This is a genomic window from Paraburkholderia lacunae (assembly GCF_003353175.1).
Taxonomy (GTDB): domain Bacteria; phylum Pseudomonadota; class Gammaproteobacteria; order Burkholderiales; family Burkholderiaceae; genus Paraburkholderia; species Paraburkholderia lacunae.
Genome location: NZ_QHKS01000010.1, coordinates 156,419 through 173,613, shown reverse-complemented (window position 1 = coordinate 173,613; position 17,195 = coordinate 156,419). Strand labels below are relative to the sequence as shown.

Annotated in this window: 15 protein-coding genes; 7 read left to right on the top strand and 8 right to left on the bottom strand. The window is 64.4% G+C overall.

Annotation, left to right across the window (positions count from 1 at the left end):
* Positions 1-38: 38 nt before the first annotated feature.
* The 4 genes from hutI to DLM46_RS17275 all read left to right on the top strand — a co-directional run bounded on the left by hutI (position 39) and on the right by DLM46_RS17275 (position 4,677).
* Positions 39-1,262 carry an imidazolonepropionase gene (hutI, locus tag DLM46_RS17290; RefSeq protein WP_115101953.1) on the top strand — a complete coding sequence of 408 codons (1,224 nt, stop codon included), beginning with the start codon at positions 39-41 and terminating at the stop codon, positions 1,260-1,262.
* A gap of 9 nt (positions 1,263-1,271) precedes the next feature.
* Positions 1,272-2,669: a formimidoylglutamate deiminase gene (locus DLM46_RS17285; RefSeq protein ID WP_115101952.1), complete on the top strand. Its 1,398-nt coding sequence runs from the start codon at positions 1,272-1,274 to the stop codon at positions 2,667-2,669.
* A 72-nt stretch (positions 2,670-2,741) separates the two neighbouring features.
* Positions 2,742-3,572 carry an N-formylglutamate deformylase gene (gene hutG, locus DLM46_RS17280; RefSeq protein WP_115101951.1) on the top strand — a complete coding sequence of 277 codons (831 nt, stop codon included), beginning with the start codon at positions 2,742-2,744 and terminating at the stop codon, positions 3,570-3,572.
* A 445-nt stretch (positions 3,573-4,017) separates the two neighbouring features.
* On the top strand, positions 4,018-4,677 hold the full coding sequence (locus tag DLM46_RS17275; protein ID WP_115101950.1) for a hypothetical protein: 660 nt from the start codon (positions 4,018-4,020) through the stop codon (positions 4,675-4,677).
* 35 nt (positions 4,678-4,712) lie between these two features.
* Here DLM46_RS17275 and DLM46_RS17270 read toward each other — a convergent pair whose 3' ends face one another.
* Complete coding sequence (locus DLM46_RS17270; protein ID WP_115101949.1) at positions 4,713-5,261, bottom strand: hypothetical protein; 549 nt, start codon at positions 5,259-5,261, stop codon at positions 4,713-4,715.
* 108 nt (positions 5,262-5,369) lie between these two features.
* Here DLM46_RS17270 and DLM46_RS17265 point away from each other — a divergent pair, with 108 nt between their 5' ends.
* A complete protein-coding gene (locus DLM46_RS17265; RefSeq protein ID WP_115101948.1) occupies positions 5,370-6,269 on the top strand; it encodes a helix-turn-helix domain-containing protein in 900 nt (299 codons plus the stop codon).
* Positions 6,266-8,149, top strand: coding sequence for a DUF3857 domain-containing transglutaminase family protein (locus DLM46_RS17260; protein ID WP_115102078.1), 1,884 nt, complete (start codon positions 6,266-6,268; stop codon positions 8,147-8,149). The genes DLM46_RS17265 and DLM46_RS17260 overlap by 4 nt, the downstream gene beginning before the upstream one ends.
* Positions 8,150-8,194: 45 nt before the next feature.
* Here the strand turns inward: DLM46_RS17260 and DLM46_RS17255 are convergent, their stop codons facing one another.
* The 3 genes from DLM46_RS17255 to DLM46_RS39850 form a co-directional block, all read right to left on the bottom strand.
* Entirely contained in the window at positions 8,195-9,346 is a 1,152-nt protein-coding gene (locus DLM46_RS17255; protein ID WP_115101947.1) for a branched-chain amino acid ABC transporter substrate-binding protein, read from the bottom strand.
* A gap of 510 nt (positions 9,347-9,856) precedes the next feature.
* Positions 9,857-10,318 (bottom strand): hypothetical protein, encoded by a 462-nt coding sequence (locus tag DLM46_RS17250; protein WP_115101946.1) that lies wholly within the window; start codon positions 10,316-10,318, stop codon positions 9,857-9,859.
* Positions 10,278-11,072 (bottom strand): FUSC family protein, encoded by a 795-nt coding sequence (locus tag DLM46_RS39850; RefSeq protein ID WP_208866292.1) that lies wholly within the window; start codon positions 11,070-11,072, stop codon positions 10,278-10,280. The genes DLM46_RS17250 and DLM46_RS39850 overlap by 41 nt, the downstream gene beginning before the upstream one ends.
* 156 nt (positions 11,073-11,228) lie before the next feature.
* Between DLM46_RS39850 and DLM46_RS17240 the strand changes: the two genes are divergently transcribed.
* The gene (locus DLM46_RS17240) at positions 11,229-11,510 is read left to right on the top strand and encodes a DUF4148 domain-containing protein (protein ID WP_115101945.1); all 282 of its coding nucleotides are present in this window, start codon (positions 11,229-11,231) and stop codon (positions 11,508-11,510) included.
* A 21-nt stretch (positions 11,511-11,531) separates the two neighbouring features.
* Here the strand turns inward: DLM46_RS17240 and pdxY are convergent, their stop codons facing one another.
* The 4 genes from pdxY to DLM46_RS17215 all read right to left on the bottom strand — a co-directional run bounded on the left by pdxY (position 11,532) and on the right by DLM46_RS17215 (position 17,090).
* Positions 11,532-12,398 carry a pyridoxal kinase PdxY gene (gene pdxY / locus DLM46_RS17235; protein ID WP_115101944.1) on the bottom strand — a complete coding sequence of 289 codons (867 nt, stop codon included), beginning with the start codon at positions 12,396-12,398 and terminating at the stop codon, positions 11,532-11,534.
* Positions 12,399-12,778: 380 nt separating this feature from the next.
* Positions 12,779-14,239, bottom strand: a complete 1,461-nt coding sequence (glgA, locus tag DLM46_RS17230; protein WP_115101943.1) for a glycogen synthase GlgA — start codon at positions 14,237-14,239, stop codon at positions 12,779-12,781.
* Positions 14,240-14,345: 106 nt separating this feature from the next.
* Positions 14,346-15,611 (bottom strand): glucose-1-phosphate adenylyltransferase, encoded by a 1,266-nt coding sequence (glgC, locus tag DLM46_RS17225; RefSeq protein WP_115101942.1) that lies wholly within the window; start codon positions 15,609-15,611, stop codon positions 14,346-14,348.
* 462 nt (positions 15,612-16,073) lie between these two features.
* Positions 16,074-17,090 (bottom strand): LLM class flavin-dependent oxidoreductase, encoded by a 1,017-nt coding sequence (locus DLM46_RS17215; protein WP_115101941.1) that lies wholly within the window; start codon positions 17,088-17,090, stop codon positions 16,074-16,076.
* Positions 17,091-17,195: the final 105 nt, after the last annotated feature.

Sequence of the window (17,195 nt, the reverse complement as noted above, 5' to 3'; positions counted from 1 at the left end):
ACCACTACAGACACGCAACGAGCTGCAAAGAGCACGCGATGAAGCAAACCGTCTGGCATCACCTCAAACTCTGCCCCCAGGGCGATCCCCAACACACGTTGCCCGACGCCGCGATTGCCGTGCAAGACGGCCGGATCGCGTGGCTCGGCGCAGCCTCCGGACTGCCCGCCGAATACGCCGCGTGGCCGCGCGAAGATCTGCACGGCGCGTGGGTGAGCCCGGGTCTCGTCGATTGTCATACGCATCTGGTGTACGGCGGCCAGCGCGCCGACGAATTCGCGCAGCGTCTGGCCGGGCTCAGCTACGAAGAGATTGCGCGGCAGGGCGGCGGCATCGTCTCCACGGTGCGCGCCACGCGTGCGGCCGACGAAGAGTCGCTATTCCGTCAATCCGCCGCGCGGCTCGAACCGCTGCTCGCCGAAGGCGTGACAACCGTCGAAATCAAATCCGGCTACGGCCTCGACCTCGCGAGCGAACGCAAGATGCTGCGCGTCGCACGCCGCCTGGGCGAACGCTATCCGGTGTCGGTCTACACGACCTTTCTCGGCGCGCATGCATTGCCGCCTGAATTTGCAGGCCGCGCCGACGCGTACATCGAAGAAGTCTGCAACACGATGTTGCCGGCGCTCGCCGGCGAAGGCCTCGTCGATGCGGTCGACGTGTTCTGCGAGCGCATCGGTTTTTCGCTTGCACAGAGCGAGCGCGTGTTCGAAGCCGCCGAGCGCTACAAGCTGCCGGTGAAGATGCATGCGGAGCAGCTGTCGAATGGCGGCGGCACGGCTCTCGCCGCGCGTCACCACGCGCTGTCCGCGGATCACCTCGAATTCCTCGACGAAGCCGGCGTCGCCGCGATGAAAGAAGCGGGCACGGTTGCCGTGCTGTTGCCTGGCGCGTACTACTTCATCCGCGAGACGCAATTGCCGCCGCTCGACTTGCTGCGGCGCTATCAGGTGCCGATCGCGATTGCCACCGACAGCAACCCCGGCACGTCGCCCGCCACCTCGCTGCTGCTGATGATGAACATGGCGACCACGCTGTTCCGCATGACCGTGCCCGAAGTGCTGCAGGGCGTGACGTCCCACGCGGCACGCGCGCTCGGCAAGGCGGATACGCACGGTTCGCTGGAGGCAGGGCGCGCAGCGGACTTCGCGGTGTGGTCGGTCGAGTCGCTGGCGGAGTTGGCTTACTGGATAGGGCGTCCGTTGTGCGCGCGGGTCGTGCGCTCGGGCGAGACGGTTTATACGCGGCGTGAATTGAACTAAGGCCTGAAGATGACGCAATCGAAGCAATCGTTATTCGCCGACCATGCGTACCTGCCGGACGGCTGGCGCCGCAACGTGCTGCTGGAGTGGGACGCAACCGGCATCTTGAAGTCGGTCACGCCCGATTCGGCGGCCGTGCCTGCCGGCGTGCAAAAGGCCGCCGGTCCCGTGCTGCCCGGCATGCCGAACCTCCACTCGCACGCCTTCCAGCGGGCGATGGCCGGCCTCACCGAATATCGCGCCGCATCCGGCACCGGCGCTACCGACAATTTCTGGAGCTGGCGCGATCTGATGTATCGCTTCGCGGCAAAGATCACACCGGAAGGGCTGGCGTCCGTCGCGCAGTGGCTCTACATCGAAATGCTGAAAGCGGGCTATACGTCGGTCTGCGAGTTTCACTACGTGCATCACATGCCGGACGGCAGCCGCTATGTCAATCAGGCGGAACTCGCGCAGCGTGTGGTGGACGCCGCATCGGCGAGCGGCATCGGCATGACGATGCTGCCGGTGCTGTATCAGTACAGCGGTTTCGGCTCGCGTGCGCCGCGTGAAGATCAGCAGCGCTTCATCAATTCGCCCGACAGTCTGCTCGAGCTGCTCGGCACGTTGCGCGCGGCGCGCCCTGAAAGCGCGGCGTTGCGTTACGGCGTGGCGCCGCATTCGCTGCGCGCGGTATCCGAGGATTCGTTGCGCGCGCTGCTGGGCGGCATCGATGCGAGCGCGCCGGTTCATATTCATATCGCCGAGCAAACCGCTGAAGTCGACGCCTGTCTGGAAACCGAAGGCGCGCGGCCGGTGCAATGGCTGCTCGATCGTTTCGATGTCGATAGCCGATGGTGTCTCGTGCATGCCACGCACGTCGATGCGAACGAAACGCTGGCGCTCGCCCAAAGCGGCGCGGTCGCCGGATTGTGTTTGACTACCGAAGCCAATCTCGGCGACGGCATCTTCCCGGCGCAGGAATATCTCGAAGCGCGGGGACGTATCGGTGTCGGCTCGGACAGCCATATCGGCGTCGATTGGCGCGCCGAGTTGCGTTTGCTCGAATACGGCCAGCGCCTCACGCGCCGTGAACGCAATGTGCTGGCATCGGCGCAAGCCTCGCATGTGGCCGACCGCCTGTTCGACGCCGCGCTCGAAGGCGGCGCGCACGCGACGGGCCGCGCGGTCGGCGCCTTGCAGGCCGGCCGGCGCGCCGACTGGCTGGTGCTCGATGCGGATCATTCGAGCATCGCCGAGCACGCCCCGCACGCCTGGCTTTCTGGCGTTGTATTCTGCGAGCACGGCGAGACGCCGATTCGCGACGTCTACGCGGGCGGCGACAAGGTCGTCGATAACCGCCGGCATCGCGACGAAGAGGGCGCCTACGCGCGCTATCGCGTGGCGCTTGCCGGCTTGCTGAAGTGAATTCCCGAGACGAATTGCTGAAGCGGGTTATAGAAGTGATTGCGCCTTCGATCCCATTGATTCAGGACTGACATGACTGCTTCGTCTACTCAAACTACGCCGGCTAGTGCGCCGGTTGTCACGCTGCATCGAGGAAGCCTGCCGCTGCTGATTTCGATCCCGCATCTGGGCACGCGGATTCCCGCCGACATCGCCGCAACGATGACGCCCGTCGCGCAGCGCACCGACGACTGCGACTGGCATCTCGACCGTCTGTATGCGTTCGCGAGGCGCATGGGCGCGTCGATTCTGTGGCCGTCGTACGCGCGTTATGTGATCGACCTGAACCGTCCGCCCGATGGCGCGAACCTCTATCCGGGCCAGGACACCACCGGTTTGCTGCCGGTCGATACCTTCGACAAGGAACCGCTGTACCGCGAAGGCCATCTGCCGACCGACGCCGAAGTCGCACGGCGGCGCGAGGCCTACTGGAAGCCCTATCACGAGGCGCTGCAAGGCGAACTCGCCGCGTTGAAAGCCAATCACGGCAAGGTGCTGCTGTGGGAAGCGCATTCGATCCGCTCGCATGTGCCGCGCTTTTTCGAGGGACGTCTGCCGGATTTCAACTTTGGCACGTCCAACGGGGCGAGTGCGGCGGCGGGACTGGGCGAGGAATTGGCCGCTGTGGTCGAGCGGCATGGCGGTTATTCGGCAGTCGCGAACGGGCGCTTCAAGGGCGGCTATATCACGCGCCAGTACGGGCAGCCGGCGCAGGGCGTGCACGCGGTGCAGCTCGAGTTGTCGCAGATTACGTATATGGAAGAGCAGATGCCGTATGCATATGACGAGACGCTAGCCGCGAAAGTCGAACCTTTGCTGGAAAAATTGCTGACGACGGCGTTGGAGCGGGTCGGCTCGGCCTGAAGATTCGCGCCGCGACGCGCAAGACGCCGCACAACACGCCGCACGACACATCGCTCTGCACACCGGTTTCCCTCCAGCGGCGCCACCCCCCCGGCGCCGCGACAGCGTTCGTATCATCTCCCCCCACCGCCTTGATTACGTTGATCCGCGTGTTGCGAGGCTCAGCCTTGATCACCTGAGCGCCGTTACGCGGCAAGTTTCGCGGCAAGTTTCGCGACAAGTTTCGCGGCAAACGTGTAACAGCGTGTGTCCGTGATTGCATGCCGCCGGTTTCGCGCGGAACGTATAGGGCCGGATAGCGCGCCGCGCCGCAACATTTGCCGGTGACCGCCAACCGTGTGCGACGTCATTGCGCGCGATGCGGTGAAGCGGCTACCCTTTCAGGGCGATGGTGCGCGCGAGCGCATCATCCGTACCTCGGGCAAAAGAGATGGAAGACCCAGCGATGGAAGATTCCGACGAATTGTTGCTCCCGGTCTGGCGAGCGAACCTGGTGCTGCTGACCCGCGAGGTTGGCGCGGCGACCCGTCTCGCGCGCATGATGACCTTCTCCGCGACCTACCTGAAATTGATATTGTCCGGCCAGCGTGAATTCAGCGATGAATTCGTGCGCGGCATCGAGGCGGTCACTGGACTGCCGCACGGCTGGATGAACGCGCCGCACGCGGAGCACGAGATACCGGCCAATGCGCGCGAGGCGATCGACAACGAAATGCCGCTCGCGCGGTTTCGCGGCACCGCGCATCCGGTGCGCAAGAAAACGGTGTTGCGTCCCCCCGAACCGATTTTCGGCCAGACGGGGCCGGCAAGGCGCGTGGAAGAGGAGACGCTCGACGCCGAAGCGCATCGGCGCCAGGCGCATTTCCGCAAGGTCCGCGACCTGGCGATGCAGGACGTGCGGCGCTTTGAGCGGCATTTGAGCCATGCGCCGGTGGAGTTGGCGGCGGTGCGCGCGAAAGTGGAAGAGGTGATGGCCGCTGCCGATCTGGATGACCCGATTCAGGCCGATCTTGCCGGGCGGCTCGAGCAGATCGAGAAGCATCGGCATTTGTTGCTGCGGCATGTGGAGAAGTTGCAGGCCCTGCTGGGGCAAATTGGGGATTGAAACCGGCCGACAACCCGGTTCAATACCCCAGGGATTCAGGCGCGTCGGCGCCGGGCATGGAATTCGGCCTCCAGCCGCCAGCTCACGCCGTCTTGCGCGAGCGCCATGCCGCTCCACCGAAACGTATCCCGCGTGATATCCGTAAAGCTCCATCGAATCGGCGTGCCGTCGGCATGCGTGCCGATCTGCACGAGATCGTCGCCGACACGCCTGCCGACCAGTTCATCCCGCTGGCCGGTCAGCGGATTGACATAGGTGACTCGCCACGCGCGCAGCGCCGGGTCCCACAGGCGCAACGTGGTGCCGTACATGCTGTCGGCGGCGGCGAGCCCCGTGTGGCGTTCGCCGCGCGGCGGCATGATCCACACGTCCTGCACGGCGCGGCCTTCCAGTACCCAGCCGAAATGAATCTCGCCGCGCCGGCGTGCGCCGCCGAGGTCGACGCGATAGTGCACCACGTCCATGTCCCAACTGCCGATCAGCCAGCCATAGACGTCGTCGGCGGCGTCGATGTCGGCGGCGCGTGCGGGCGCGCCCAGCGCATCATGGAAACCGCGCGCCGTCTCGTTGTCCAGCATGTTCATCGTGCGTCCTCCTTCGGGTGTTGAGCGGGTCGGCGGCGTCGAAAGCGGGAAAACCGCGGGCCCCGCCGATGTGCTAAAAACAGAATAAGGACTCGGCCGAGGTGCATCTTGGGGAAAATTGCCGTCACTCTGCAGCAGGCGCTCGCGCAACGCGCACGCGAAGGCACGCGCGGCAGCACGGCTGCGCGCCCGTTGGCGCAGGGCGCGGGCTGGGACGTCGCCGACATGCTCTGCACCTTCGGACCACGCGACCAGCCGTTCGAGGAACGGCACGGCGGCGTGTGCATCGCGATGGTGGTCGCCGGCTCGTTCGGCTACCGGGTAGCGGCGGGGCGCGAGCTGTTGACACCGGGTGCGCTGCTGCTCGGCAACAACGGCGACTGCTTCGAATGCGGGCATCGGCATGGAGCGGGCGATCGTTGCATCGCGTTCCGTTATGCACCGGCTTACTTCGAGCGGCTTGCCGCCGATGCAGGCATGTCGAACGGCAATCTGAACTTCAGGGGCGCGCGGGTGCCGTCGCTGCGGTCGCTGTCGCCGTTGATCGCGCGAGCTTGTGCCGGGGCGTCGGAGGTGGGCGAACCGGTGTGGGATGAACTCGCCGTCGAACTGGCCGTCGCGACCCTGGATGCCACCGGTGCATTGACGCGTGCCGCGCAGCCGGCCAGCGCCGCGGCATGGTCGCGCGTTGCTCAGACCGTGCGCCTGATCGACGACGCGCCTGGCGCGCCGCATACGCTCGCGAGCCTCGCCGCCGCGGCAGGCTTGAGCGAGTTCTACTTCCTGCGGACCTTCCAGCGGGTGACCGGCGTGACGCCCCATCAATATCTTCTACGGGCGCGTTTGCGAGCGGCGGCGCTGCGTCTTCACGACGGCAGCGCGAAGATCGTCGATGTCGCGCTGGATTGCGGCTTCAACGATCTGTCGAATTTCAATCACGCGTTTCGCGCGGAGTTTGCTTCGAGTCCGCGGACATGGCGCGCGCGGGGCAGGGCGCGCCGCGCATGACGCGGTGTTTCGCGTTCATGCGGCTGGCTGCCGCGTTAGCGCTCGGTGCGGTCGCCGCCGCGCATGCCGGCGACGGCCCTGCCGGCGACGACCTCGCGCCGTCGACGATGGAGCGCGACGTCCACCTCTTCGTGATCCAGAAAGACGGCTCCGTCGAAGAACACGACGATACGATCTTGCGCGCCAACACGACGAGCGGCGTCGACGATATCGCGCAGCGCTACGTGTGGTTCAACAAGGACATCGAGCAGGTGCAATTGCTGGGCGCGGAAACGCTCGACCCGAACGGCGTGGCGCACGCGGTCGGCCCGGAAGCGATTCGCGACGTGCAGGAGCCGCGCTCGGCGGGTGCGCCGAGTTTCGAAGACGGCGTATTGCGCACGGTGATCTTTCCGGGCGTCGAACCCGGCTCACGCGTGCATCTGTCGTTTCGCAAGACACGCACGCGACCCTTGCAAGCCGGCACTTTTGCGTACCTCGTCGAACCGACGCGCGAGCCGGTCGAGATGCAGCGCCTGATTTTCGATTTGCCCGCCGACGTGCCGCTTTATGCCGACGCGCGTGGCTATGTCGCGCTGCCGCCGGTCACGGAGAACGGCCGCACCCGCTATGAGTTCGATTACCGGCACGGCACGTATGCACCGCTCGAAGCGGGCGCGGTCGGCTATGCGAACTGGGGTGACCGGCTGATGGTATCGACGGTGCCCGACTTCGCGAGTTTCGCGGCGCGCTATCGCGGCCCGGCCATCGACCCGACGAAGAGCGACCCGGCGATCGTGCGGCTTGCGCAGGGTCTGACTGCGCAGGTCGCCGATCCGCGCGCGAAAGCGCAGGTGCTGTACGACTGGATGCGCTTGAATATTCGCTACGTCGCGTTGTTTCTCGGCGAGACGGCGGCGATCCCGCATAAGGCGGTCGACATCCTGCGCAACCGCTACGGCGACTGCAAGGATCACGTCGCCTTGTACAGCGCGTTGCTGGCCGCGGTCGGTATCGGCAGTGAAGCCGTGCTGCTCAATCTCGGCCCGTACTATAGTTTGCCGGATGTGCCGGGGTATGGCGCGAGCGCGATCAATCACGCGATCGTCTGGATTCCTGAGTTGTCCTTGTATGCCGACACGACCGCGGGTGGCGTCGGTTTTGGCTATTTGCCGGCGAGCGCGATGGACCGGCCCGTGTTGCTGGTCGACGAGGGCGTGCTGTCGCGCACGCCGGCCACGCAGATGCGCGAACGGACTGCGCGCTTGCAGATCGATATCGATGAGCGCGGTGCGGCTGATTACGCTTATCGCGTGGAGGATGCCGGTTCGACGGCTGAACTGGAGCGCAATATATTTCGCCGGGCGACGCGGCAGCGGACCCAGCAGATTGCCGCGAGCCGGCTATTGCAGACGGGATTGCATGGCACTGCGCAATTGCGCACGGGCGATGTGGCCGCGACGGAGGGGCCGTTTTCCACTTCGATGCAGGGACGGGTGGAGCATTTCGTCTGGAAGGACGGGACGACGGCCGTGCCGGCTTTGACCAGCCTGTCCGGCGGCATGGAGAGTCAGGTGCAGGCGTGGCTTGCGGAGCCTTCGCGGACCCAGCCTTGGGCGTGTATCGGCGGGGAGTTCGATGAGATTCTGCAGATGACGCTGCCGGGGTTTGGCCAGGTGACGGATGTGCCGCCCGATGCGGTGGTGAAGGATCGGTTTCTGGATTTTTCTTCGCACTATGTGCTGGATGCCGCGGCGCGGGTATTGCAGATCAGGCGGCACCTGCGGGCCGGATTTGGGCATCAGATGTGTTCTCCTGATGAGTTTGCCGATTTGAAGCCCGATCTGGTTCGGATTCAGAGGGATCTGGATTCCGTGGTGGTCGTCAAGGCTTTGAAGTAGCTACGCAAAGCGGCGCCGAGCTGGCGCCGCGCAGGCAAAAAGACCTTAACTCCCGGTCTTGGTCACAACCGGCACCCAACCCCCACTTTTAACCTGATACAGCGTGGAAGCACCGCTCTTCAACGCGCCGGTATTGTCAAACGAAATCTTCCCGGTGACGCCTTCAAAATCGATCGCCTTCAGCACAGGACGATAAACCGTCGGCGAGCTGGATTTAGCCTGCTGCATCGCGTGAATCGCCGCCCAGGCTCCGTCATACCCAAACGGCGCGTACGACAGGATATCCACCCCAAAGCGCTTCTTGAACCTGGCAGAAAAATCCTTCCCGCCGGGCAACTGGGCCAACGGCCTGCCATATTCCCATGCCATCACGCCTTCAGCTGCGTCGCCGGCCAGTTTGATGAACTCGGGATCCACCACGCCGCCGCCGCCCACCAACTGCGCGTTCATCCCCAATTGCTTCATCTTCTTCGCGAACCCGGCAGCCTGCGTATCGAGCCCGCCGAAGAAAATCAGATCCGCATTCATCGACTTGATTCTGGTGAGCTGCGTGCTGAAATCCACCGCGTGATTGTCGGTGTACTCGCGCGTCACGATGTTGCCGCCGTGCGCCTTCACCGCTTTCTCGAACTCGTCGGCCTCGCCCTGGCCGAACGCGGTGCGGTCGTCGATGATCGCAATCCGTTTGGCCTTCGTCACCTCGACGGCATACACCCCCGCATTGCCGGCGTTTTGCGCATCGGTCGAAATCACCATGAAGGTGTTCGCAAATCCTCGCCCGGTAATGATCGGGTTGGTCGCGGCCGGGTCGATCACTGGAATACCGGCCTGCTCGTAGATCTGCGAGGCCGGAATCGTCGTGCCCGAATTGAAGTGGCCCACGATCGCCGCCACGCTCTGGTCAACCAGTTTCTGTGCGGCCTGCACGCCGATGCGCGGGTCGGCCTGGTCGTCCTCGGAGACCAGCTGGAATTGCGCGACCTTGTCGCCGATCTTGACCTTCTGTGCGTTGGCTTCCTCGATTGCGAGCCGTACGCCGTTTTCCAGATCCTTGCCGTAGCCGGCGTTGGCCCCCGTCATCGGCGCAGCGAAGCCGATCTTGACCGGCAGGTCATCGGCGAAACTGGCCAGCGGCCCCGTCGCGAAGACGGCGCCAACCAACAGTGCAAGCGGTTTCAGCGTGTTGTGAAGACTCATGGTCTCTCCTTCCATCGACAGTTTCAGGTGTGAAAGCAGCAAGACAGTAACGCTGGATCGATGCGCGCGAACCGGACGCTGTCCGCCTCACGCGTATCGTCAGGCTGCGGATGTTCCGTCGCTGTAAACAATGCTGGGATACGCGGAGTAGCCAGCGCGCGTCGGTCAATCTGGCGCGAATATAAAAAGCCAATTTGCATCCGTCTTGGCAGTTCGTGGCGCTTTGAATGAGCATTTCGGCATAGATCGCAGAGCGCCTTGGCGGGCGGCCTGTCAGGCCGCAGCCGCGGATGCGGATTGCGGCACATGCTTAAGAAAGACCGCGGCGCAACGCTGGGCGAGCAAGGGCGGAGGAGCGCGGTGCGGACGAAGCGGTGAGAGGAGATGGCGGGAGAAAGCGGGAGAAACCGACGCGAGCGCGTCGGCTTTATCGCAACGGCGTCGCAACAGCGCGTCCGCCGACGCAAAGCTGCGATTGCGACGAGAAATCAGCGGGCCAAAGCCACGCTTTCAGTGCTCGCCTTGCTGACGCAGCAACTCTTCACGCAGACGCAGGAGCGGCGCCTTGGTGTCTTCGTCGGCCCACGTGTCGAGGTCGTCGATCGCGCGCTGGCAGCCGTCGAGCACCAGGTCGAGATCGACCGGCACGCCGTTGTTGAGGGCGAACTCGATGGTCTCGGCGAATTGCTGGCATTCGTCCTCGCCGTAGGAGATGTCGAGGTTGTCGGCGATCACTTCGGAGATGTTGCTGCGCGCCTTGTCGTCGGGCGTCACCATGTCGATGATGCCGCGCGCCACCGCCGGCGAGTAGTAGAGCGCGATGTCGAGCCACTGCGCCGGATCGAAGTCGGCTTCGTCGAACTGGCTCTCGAAGTACTCGATCGCTTCCTGCTCGTGAACTTCGTCAGCATCGACGCTGATGCACAACTGCTCAAAATATTCTTCCCGCTCGCTGCGGATATAACCGTCCATCGATGCCTCGTCTGCTGAATGCTGAATGCCGGATGCTGAACATGCGCTGTGGACGGGCGGCTGCTTCGTCCACGCGGCAGGCATTATAGGACGCCCGAATGACAATCGCGGACCGTATGTCCCACGGCCACTCCATCGCGGTCCCACGGCGGTCCCACGGAAAGCCCACGGCGGTCCCACGGAAAGCCGACAGCGGTCCCCACGACAACCCCACGGCAAACCCCACGGCAAAACCCACGGCAAAACCCACGGCAAAACCCACGGCAAAACCCACGGCAAAACCCACGGCAAAACCCACGGCAAAACCCACGGCAAAACCCACGGCAAAACCCACGGCAAAACCCACGGCAAAACCCACGGCAAAACCCACGGCAAAACCCACGGCAAAACCCACGGCAAAACCCACGGCAAAACCCACGGCAAAACCCACGGCAAAACCCACGGCAAAACCCACGGCAAAACCCACGGCAAAACCCACGGCAAAACCCACGGCAAAACCCACGGCAAAACCCACGGCAAAACCCACGGCAAAACCCACGGCAAAACCCACGGCAAAACCCACGGCAAAACCCACGGCAAAACCCACGGCAAAACCCACGGCAAAACCCACGGCAAAACCCACGGCAAAACCCACGGCAAAACCCACGGCAAAACCCACGGCAAAACCCACGGCAAAACCCACGGCAAAACCCACGGCAAAACCCACGGCAAAACCCACGGCAAAACCCACGGCAAAACCCACGGCAAAACCCACGGCAACCCCACGGCAACCCCACGGCAAAACCCCACGACACTCGCCGCGGATTGCCCACGCAGCGCGCAACAGTGCCTTTCGCGAGCGGGGGATTTTCTTACAGGCGGCTGTCGCTAGACTTCGTTTGACCGTTCGGGTCGAGTCAATCGGAGAATCATGATGAAGGTTGTTTGGGTGTCGCTATGTGTCGGTTTGCTGGGCGCCACTGCTGTTGGCGCATCGCCAGCGCGGGCTGCGGGATTGACGCGAGCGGAAGTACTCGCCGAACTGGCCGACTACAAGACGGTCGGCTATGAGTTCAGCGACGCGGGCTACCCGCAGGAGGCCATTGACGCATCGCGTAAGGTCGTCGCACTGCGTGCGCAACGCGCGGCGGCCGCCGCGGCCCGCACCGCCAACGTGGCCAATCAGCCTGGCGCGGGTTCGGCCAGCAACTGACGTAACCGCAATCTCGATGATCTACGCCGTCTCGGCCACCCACGCGTCGAACCATTCGCGCGGCTGCGCGATTTCGTTCTGCGCGGCAACCAGTTCCAGCTCGTAGCGCCCTGCCTGCCAGGTCGCCTTGACCACCGCATTCACGGCGGCCACCGTGTGCTCGAAAGCCGCGCGAATCGAGTCGCCGAGCAGCGTACGTGCGACGAATACCGCGCTCGTCAGGTCGCCGACACCCACCGGCTGCCGCGCGAACGGATAGAGCGGGCGCTGACCCATCCATGCCTCGCGCTCGGTGACGACCAGCATGTTGAAACGGTCGGCGGGACTGTCGCGGTCGAGCAGGTGCTTGACCAGCACGAGCTTCGGCCCACGGGCGATAAGCTCGCGGCAGGCCGTCACGGCTTCTTCGAGCGTCTCGATCTCGCGGCCCACCAGACGTTGCAACTCGGTATGGTTCGGCGCCATTGCGTCGGCCATTTCCGGCATCGTGCGCACGAGGAATTCCTGAATGCCCGGCTCGACCTTGTAGCCGCTCGCCGCGCCCATCACCGGATCGCAGAAATACCATGCCCGTGGATTGGCGGCCTTCACGGCCTTGACGATTTCCAGTACGGCTTGCGCTTGCTCGGGCGTGCCCAGATAGCCGGACAGCACGGCGTCGCAGCGCGGCAGCATGCCGATCGCGCCGATCCCTTCGACGAGCTCTTCCATCTGCGATGCGTCGATCGCGCTGCCGCTCCAATGGCCGTATTGCGTGTGATTCGAGAACTGCACGGTATTGAGCGGCCAGACGTTGACGCCGAGCCGGCGCATCGGGAACACGGCCGCGCTGTTGCCGGCGTGCCCAAACACGACATGTGACTGGATGCTCAGAACGTTTTTCGTCATGGTGTTGGCTCGCGCAAGCCCTGATGCGCGAAAAGTGAGAAGGCGGAGGATGCGCCACGGCGGTGCACCGGCCTTGGCCGGGCGGCTGTTGCGGCATGGCTGTTTCAGACTATGCAAGCAAAATGTACCGTCTGCATAGTCAGGAAACAATACATGAGTTTGCCGCGCCCCAGTTGGTCCGTCCCCGTGTTGTTGCGCCGAACCATCAAACGCATCGGCAGCGAGGCAGCTGGGCGAACAGGCGAACAGGCGAACAGGCGAACAGGCGAACAGGCGGACAGGCGAACAGGCGAACAGGCGAACAGGCGAACAGGCAAAGGCCGGAGCTCCGGCTCACGCGCAAAAGCGCGGTTCAGGCGGCTCTGGCCGGCCTAAGCGGCTTACGCGAGTTCGCGATACAGCGCGAGATAACGCTCGGCCGATGCGCCCCAACCGAAATCCTGGCGCATCGCGCGCCGCTGCGTCGCTTTCCATTCGGTGCGCCGCTCATAGAGCGCAAACGCGCGACGGATCGCGGCGGCAAGGCCCTGCGGTTCGAAGCGTTCGAACACGAAGCCGGTGGCGAGATCGTCGGCGAGATTTTCGAGCGACGCGTCGACCACCGTATCCGCCAGACCGCCGACGCAGTGCACGAGCGGCAGCGAGCCATACGCCAGCGCATACATCTGCGTGAGCCCGCACGGCTCGAAGCGCGACGGCACCGCGATCACATCGCTGCCCGCGACGATCGCATGAGCCAGCGTTTCGTCGAAGCCCAGTTCGACCGCGACCGATTCCGGATGCGCGTGCGCGGCGCGTTTCAAGCCGTTTTCGAGTGCCGGGTCGCCGGTGCCGAACACCACCAGCTGGCCGCCTCGCCTGACGATTTCGGGCAGCGCGGCGAGCAGCAGATCGAGGCCTTTCTGCTCGGTTAGCCGGCTCACCACGCCGAACAGCAGCGCATCGCTTTTCTGCGCAAGGCCGAAACGCTTCTGCAAGGCGTCTTTGCACGCCTGTTTGTCGGCCAGATGCGTAGCGGTGTAGTGATCCTCGAGCAGCGGATCGGTGGCGGGGTTCCACACCGTATAGTCGACACCGTTCAGGATCCCGCTCAGGTCGTGCGAGCGATGGCGCAGCAGCGCGTCGAGGCCGCCGCCCTGGGCGAGCGTCTGGATTTCGCGTGCGTAAGTCGGACTGACGGTAGTGATGCGGTCGCTGTAGTAGAGGCCCGCCTTCAGGAACGACAGCTGCCCGTAGAACTCGACGCCGTGCATGCTGAAGAAGTCGTCCGGCAGACCGAGCAGGCCGAACTGATTAGCGGGAAAAACGCCCTGATACGCGAGGTTGTGCACCGTAAAGATGCTGCGCGCGAACGGGCGGCCATGCTGGCGTTCGGCCGCCTTCAGATAGGCGGGCGCGAGCCCCGCATGCCAGTCGTGCGCGTGGACGATCTGCGCAGACCACGCCGGATCGAGTTGCTGCGCCAGTTGCGCGGCGACCCAGCCGAGCAGGGCGAAGCGCTGCGCGTTGTCGCCGTAGGGCACATGTTCGTCGTTCAGATAAGGATTGCCGGGCCGGTCGTACAGCGTGGCGGCGCGGATCATGTAGACCGTGAGGCCGTTCGAGGGCAGGGTGCCCTGTTCGAGCGTGACCGCGGGCGCGTCGAAACGGCGGCCCAGTTGCGCCACCGTGCGCACGTCGGTCAAGCCGGCGACGACCGCGGGAAAGCCGGGCAGCAGCACCCGCGCGTCGGCGCCGCGCTCGATCAGCGCGGGCGGCAATGCGCCCGCGACGTCGGCGAGACCGCCCGTTTTCAGAAGGGGATACAGCTCGCTTGCGACGTGCAGGACGCGAATCGTCATAGGCTCTGTCTCATTCCTGTTAGTGCGGGACGTCGTTCAGCCGCGGCGCGGGCGGCGCATTCATGCGGCGCTTGCTTCGCCGACGCAGTCGCCAATGACCCGCGGATCAGCCGGCCTTCTGCCTGAGCGCCTCGGGCGTGACCAGCACGACGCCGTCGTCGGTACGGTAGAAACGTTCGGCGTCGCTCACCGGATCCTCGCCGATCACCGTGCCGTCCGGAATCGAGCAGCCGCGGTCGATCACGACTTTCTGCAGCCGGCAGCTCGCGCCGACGGTGACTTGCGGCAACAAGACTGCCTCATTGATGTTACAGAACGAATTCACCTTCACATTCGACGACAACACCGAGCGCGAAATCTGCGAACCGGAGATCACGCAGCCGCCGCACACGATCAGATTGTTGCCGGTCCCTTGCAGGCCTTTCAGGTCGCGTACGAACTTGGCCGGCGGCAACTGTTCCTGATACGTCCAGATCGGCCAGTTGCGATCGTACAGGTCGAGTGTCGGGATCGTCGAGGCCAGGTCGAGGTTGGCGGCCCAGTAGGCGTCGATCGTGCCGACGTCGCGCCAGTACGGCTCCACGCTCGGATCCGACGACACGCACGACATGCTGAATGGATGCGCGATCGCCACCCCTTGCGTGACCACGCGCGGCAAGATGTCCTTGCCGAAGTCGTGATCGGTGTCGACGGTGGAGATGTTTTCTTCGAGCAGCGTGTACAGATAGTCGGCGTTGAACACGTAGATGCCCATGCTGGCGAGCGCTTTATCCGGCTGACCGGGCATCGCGGGCGGATCGGCCGGTTTTTCGACGAAGCCGGTGATGCGGCGGTGTTCATCCACCGCCATCACGCCGAAGGCCACCGCGTCCATGCGCGGCACCTCGATACAGCCGACCGTGCAATCCGCGCCGCTTTGCTCATGATCGGCGATCATCCGCGTGTAATCCATTTTGTAGATGTGATCGCCCGCCAGCACCACGACGTATTTCGGCCTGATCGAGCGGATGATGTCGAGGTTCTGGAACACCGCGTCCGCGGTGCCGCGGTACCAGTGCGCTCCTTCCACGCGTTGCTGCGCGGGCCATAGGTCGATGAATTCGCTGAATTCGCCGCGCAGGAAGCCCCAGCCGCGCTGCAAATGGCGCAGCAGCGAATGCGCCTTGTACTGCGTGACGACCGCGATGCGGCGGATGCCGGAGTTCAGACAATTGGACAGCGCGAAGTCGATGATCCGGTATTTGCCGCCGAAGTGCACTGCCGGTTTCACGCGCTTGTTGGTGAGCGGCCCGAGCCGCGTGCCACGTCCGCCCGCAAGGACGATGGCGAGGGTGGTGCGTTGCAGATCGTTCAGGCGTGCCGGACTTTCCATGTCTGTCTCCTTGGTTGGTATACCCCGGATGGCCGTGCTGGATTTGTTCTCGCCATGGGTTCAAGCGCTTGCTTATGACTGTTTTTCGAGCGTTTGCCCCGGATGGCTTTCGTTCGCTTTCCTGTCCGCTTCTGGATCGTGATGTCGGGCGGTGCCGTGTTTTTCGGCTCCGTCTGCTAGTTCTAGCACCGATTTACCGCGGGCGCGTAGTCTGAATTGTGCGGATGCCGCTTGCGCTGGCTCTTTGCGCACGATCAACCCTTGCACACGATGCATCCGTGCGCCACGACACATAGAGCGCGTGGTGACGCTCCGCAATATGCGTGCCATGTCGACTGCCGAGACCATGGCGAAGATCGGCCGTTACCCGGAACTGGGCGAGGCCAAGCCGATTGCGCATGCGACGCTCGTCGAATTCGCGGCGTTGGGGCGCGCGCCGCAGAGGCAGGATCCCCAGGCGTTTCAACTGGTGCGGCTCGACGGCCTGGCGGCAGTGGCCAATTCCTCGCGCACTTGCGCGGCGATTTCGAACGACCGCAAGCGGGCGGCGTGATCGTAGATTTGCGCGGTCAGCATCAGCTCGTCCGCGCCGGTTTGTTCGATCACTGACAGCAGACCTTCGCGGACCGCATCGCGATCGCCGAGCACGGTGCAGGCGAGCGAATGCGCGACGCTGTTCAACTCCATTTCCGCCGCTTCGAGACGCTCGACCGGCGGCTGCAACTGACCGGGCGTACCGCGGCGCAGGTTGATGAACTGTTGCTGCAACGAGGTGAACAGACGCTGCGCTTCGGCGGTCGTATCGGCGGCGAACAGATTGACGCCGACCATCGCGTAGGGTTTGTCGAGCGTCGCCGAGGGCCGGAATTGCGCGCGATAGAGCCGCAGCGCGGTGAGCATGTGATCGGGCGCGAAGTGTGACGCGAATGCGAACGGCAGGCCGAGCGCCGCGGCGAGTTGCGCGCTGTAGAGCGACGAGCCGAGCAGCCACAGCGGCACATGGAGACCTGCGCCGGGTACGGCGCGAATGCGCTGACCCGGCACGGGATCGGCGAAATAGCGTTGCAGTTCGACGACGTCGTCGGGGAACGACTCAGCGCTGTTTTGCAGATCGCGGCGCAACGCGCGGGCGGTGGTTTGATCGGTGCCGGGTGCGCGGCCGAGGCCCAGGTCGATGCGATCGGGATAGAGCGAGGCGAGCGTGCCGAATTGTTCCGCGATGACTAGCGGAGCATGGTTGGGCAGCATGATGCCGCCCGAGCCGACGCGAATTTTCGTGGTGCCGCCGGCGACGTGGCCGATCACCACCGAGGTGGCGGCGCTGGCGATGCCGGTCATGTTGTGGTGTTCCGCCAGCCAGTAGCGGCGATAGTTCCAGGCTTCCGCATGCTGCGCGAGGTCTAGCGTGTTCCGGAAGGCTTGTGCCGGGGTGGCGCCCGCGGTGACGGGCGACAGGTCGAGGACCGAGAAGGGGATCATTGTCTGTTCAATTGCTGTTTTTTGCGCTTTCGCGCGATGGGGCATTGTGGCAAAGGTTTTGTTTGCTTGCTGATGGCACGGGGATGTCCACGTTCACCGAAGGGG

What these genes read in the sequence shown, in the direction of transcription:
- DLM46_RS17285 (WP_115101952.1), top strand. Translation starts at nt 1,272, where the DNA reads ATGACGCAATCGAAGCAATCGTTATTCGCCGACCATGCGTACCTGCCG.
- DLM46_RS17215 (WP_115101941.1), bottom strand. Translation starts at nt 17,090, where the DNA reads ATGATCCCCTTCTCGGTCCTCGACCTGTCGCCCGTCACCGCGGGCGCC.
- DLM46_RS17240 (WP_115101945.1), top strand. Translation starts at nt 11,229, where the DNA reads ATGATGAAGGTTGTTTGGGTGTCGCTATGTGTCGGTTTGCTGGGCGCC.
- DLM46_RS17260 (WP_115102078.1), top strand. Translation starts at nt 6,266, where the DNA reads ATGACGCGGTGTTTCGCGTTCATGCGGCTGGCTGCCGCGTTAGCGCTC.
- glgC (WP_115101942.1), bottom strand. Translation starts at nt 15,611, where the DNA reads ATGGAAAGTCCGGCACGCCTGAACGATCTGCAACGCACCACCCTCGCC.
- DLM46_RS17250 (WP_115101946.1), bottom strand. Translation starts at nt 10,318, where the DNA reads ATGGACGGTTATATCCGCAGCGAGCGGGAAGAATATTTTGAGCAGTTG.
- DLM46_RS17255 (WP_115101947.1), bottom strand. Translation starts at nt 9,346, where the DNA reads ATGAGTCTTCACAACACGCTGAAACCGCTTGCACTGTTGGTTGGCGCC.
- hutI (WP_115101953.1), top strand. Translation starts at nt 39, where the DNA reads ATGAAGCAAACCGTCTGGCATCACCTCAAACTCTGCCCCCAGGGCGAT.
- pdxY (WP_115101944.1), bottom strand. Translation starts at nt 12,398, where the DNA reads ATGACGAAAAACGTTCTGAGCATCCAGTCACATGTCGTGTTTGGGCAC.
- DLM46_RS17275 (WP_115101950.1), top strand. Translation starts at nt 4,018, where the DNA reads ATGGAAGATTCCGACGAATTGTTGCTCCCGGTCTGGCGAGCGAACCTG.
- glgA (WP_115101943.1), bottom strand. Translation starts at nt 14,239, where the DNA reads ATGACGATTCGCGTCCTGCACGTCGCAAGCGAGCTGTATCCCCTTCTG.
- DLM46_RS17270 (WP_115101949.1), bottom strand. Translation starts at nt 5,261, where the DNA reads ATGAACATGCTGGACAACGAGACGGCGCGCGGTTTCCATGATGCGCTG.
- hutG (WP_115101951.1), top strand. Translation starts at nt 2,742, where the DNA reads ATGACTGCTTCGTCTACTCAAACTACGCCGGCTAGTGCGCCGGTTGTC.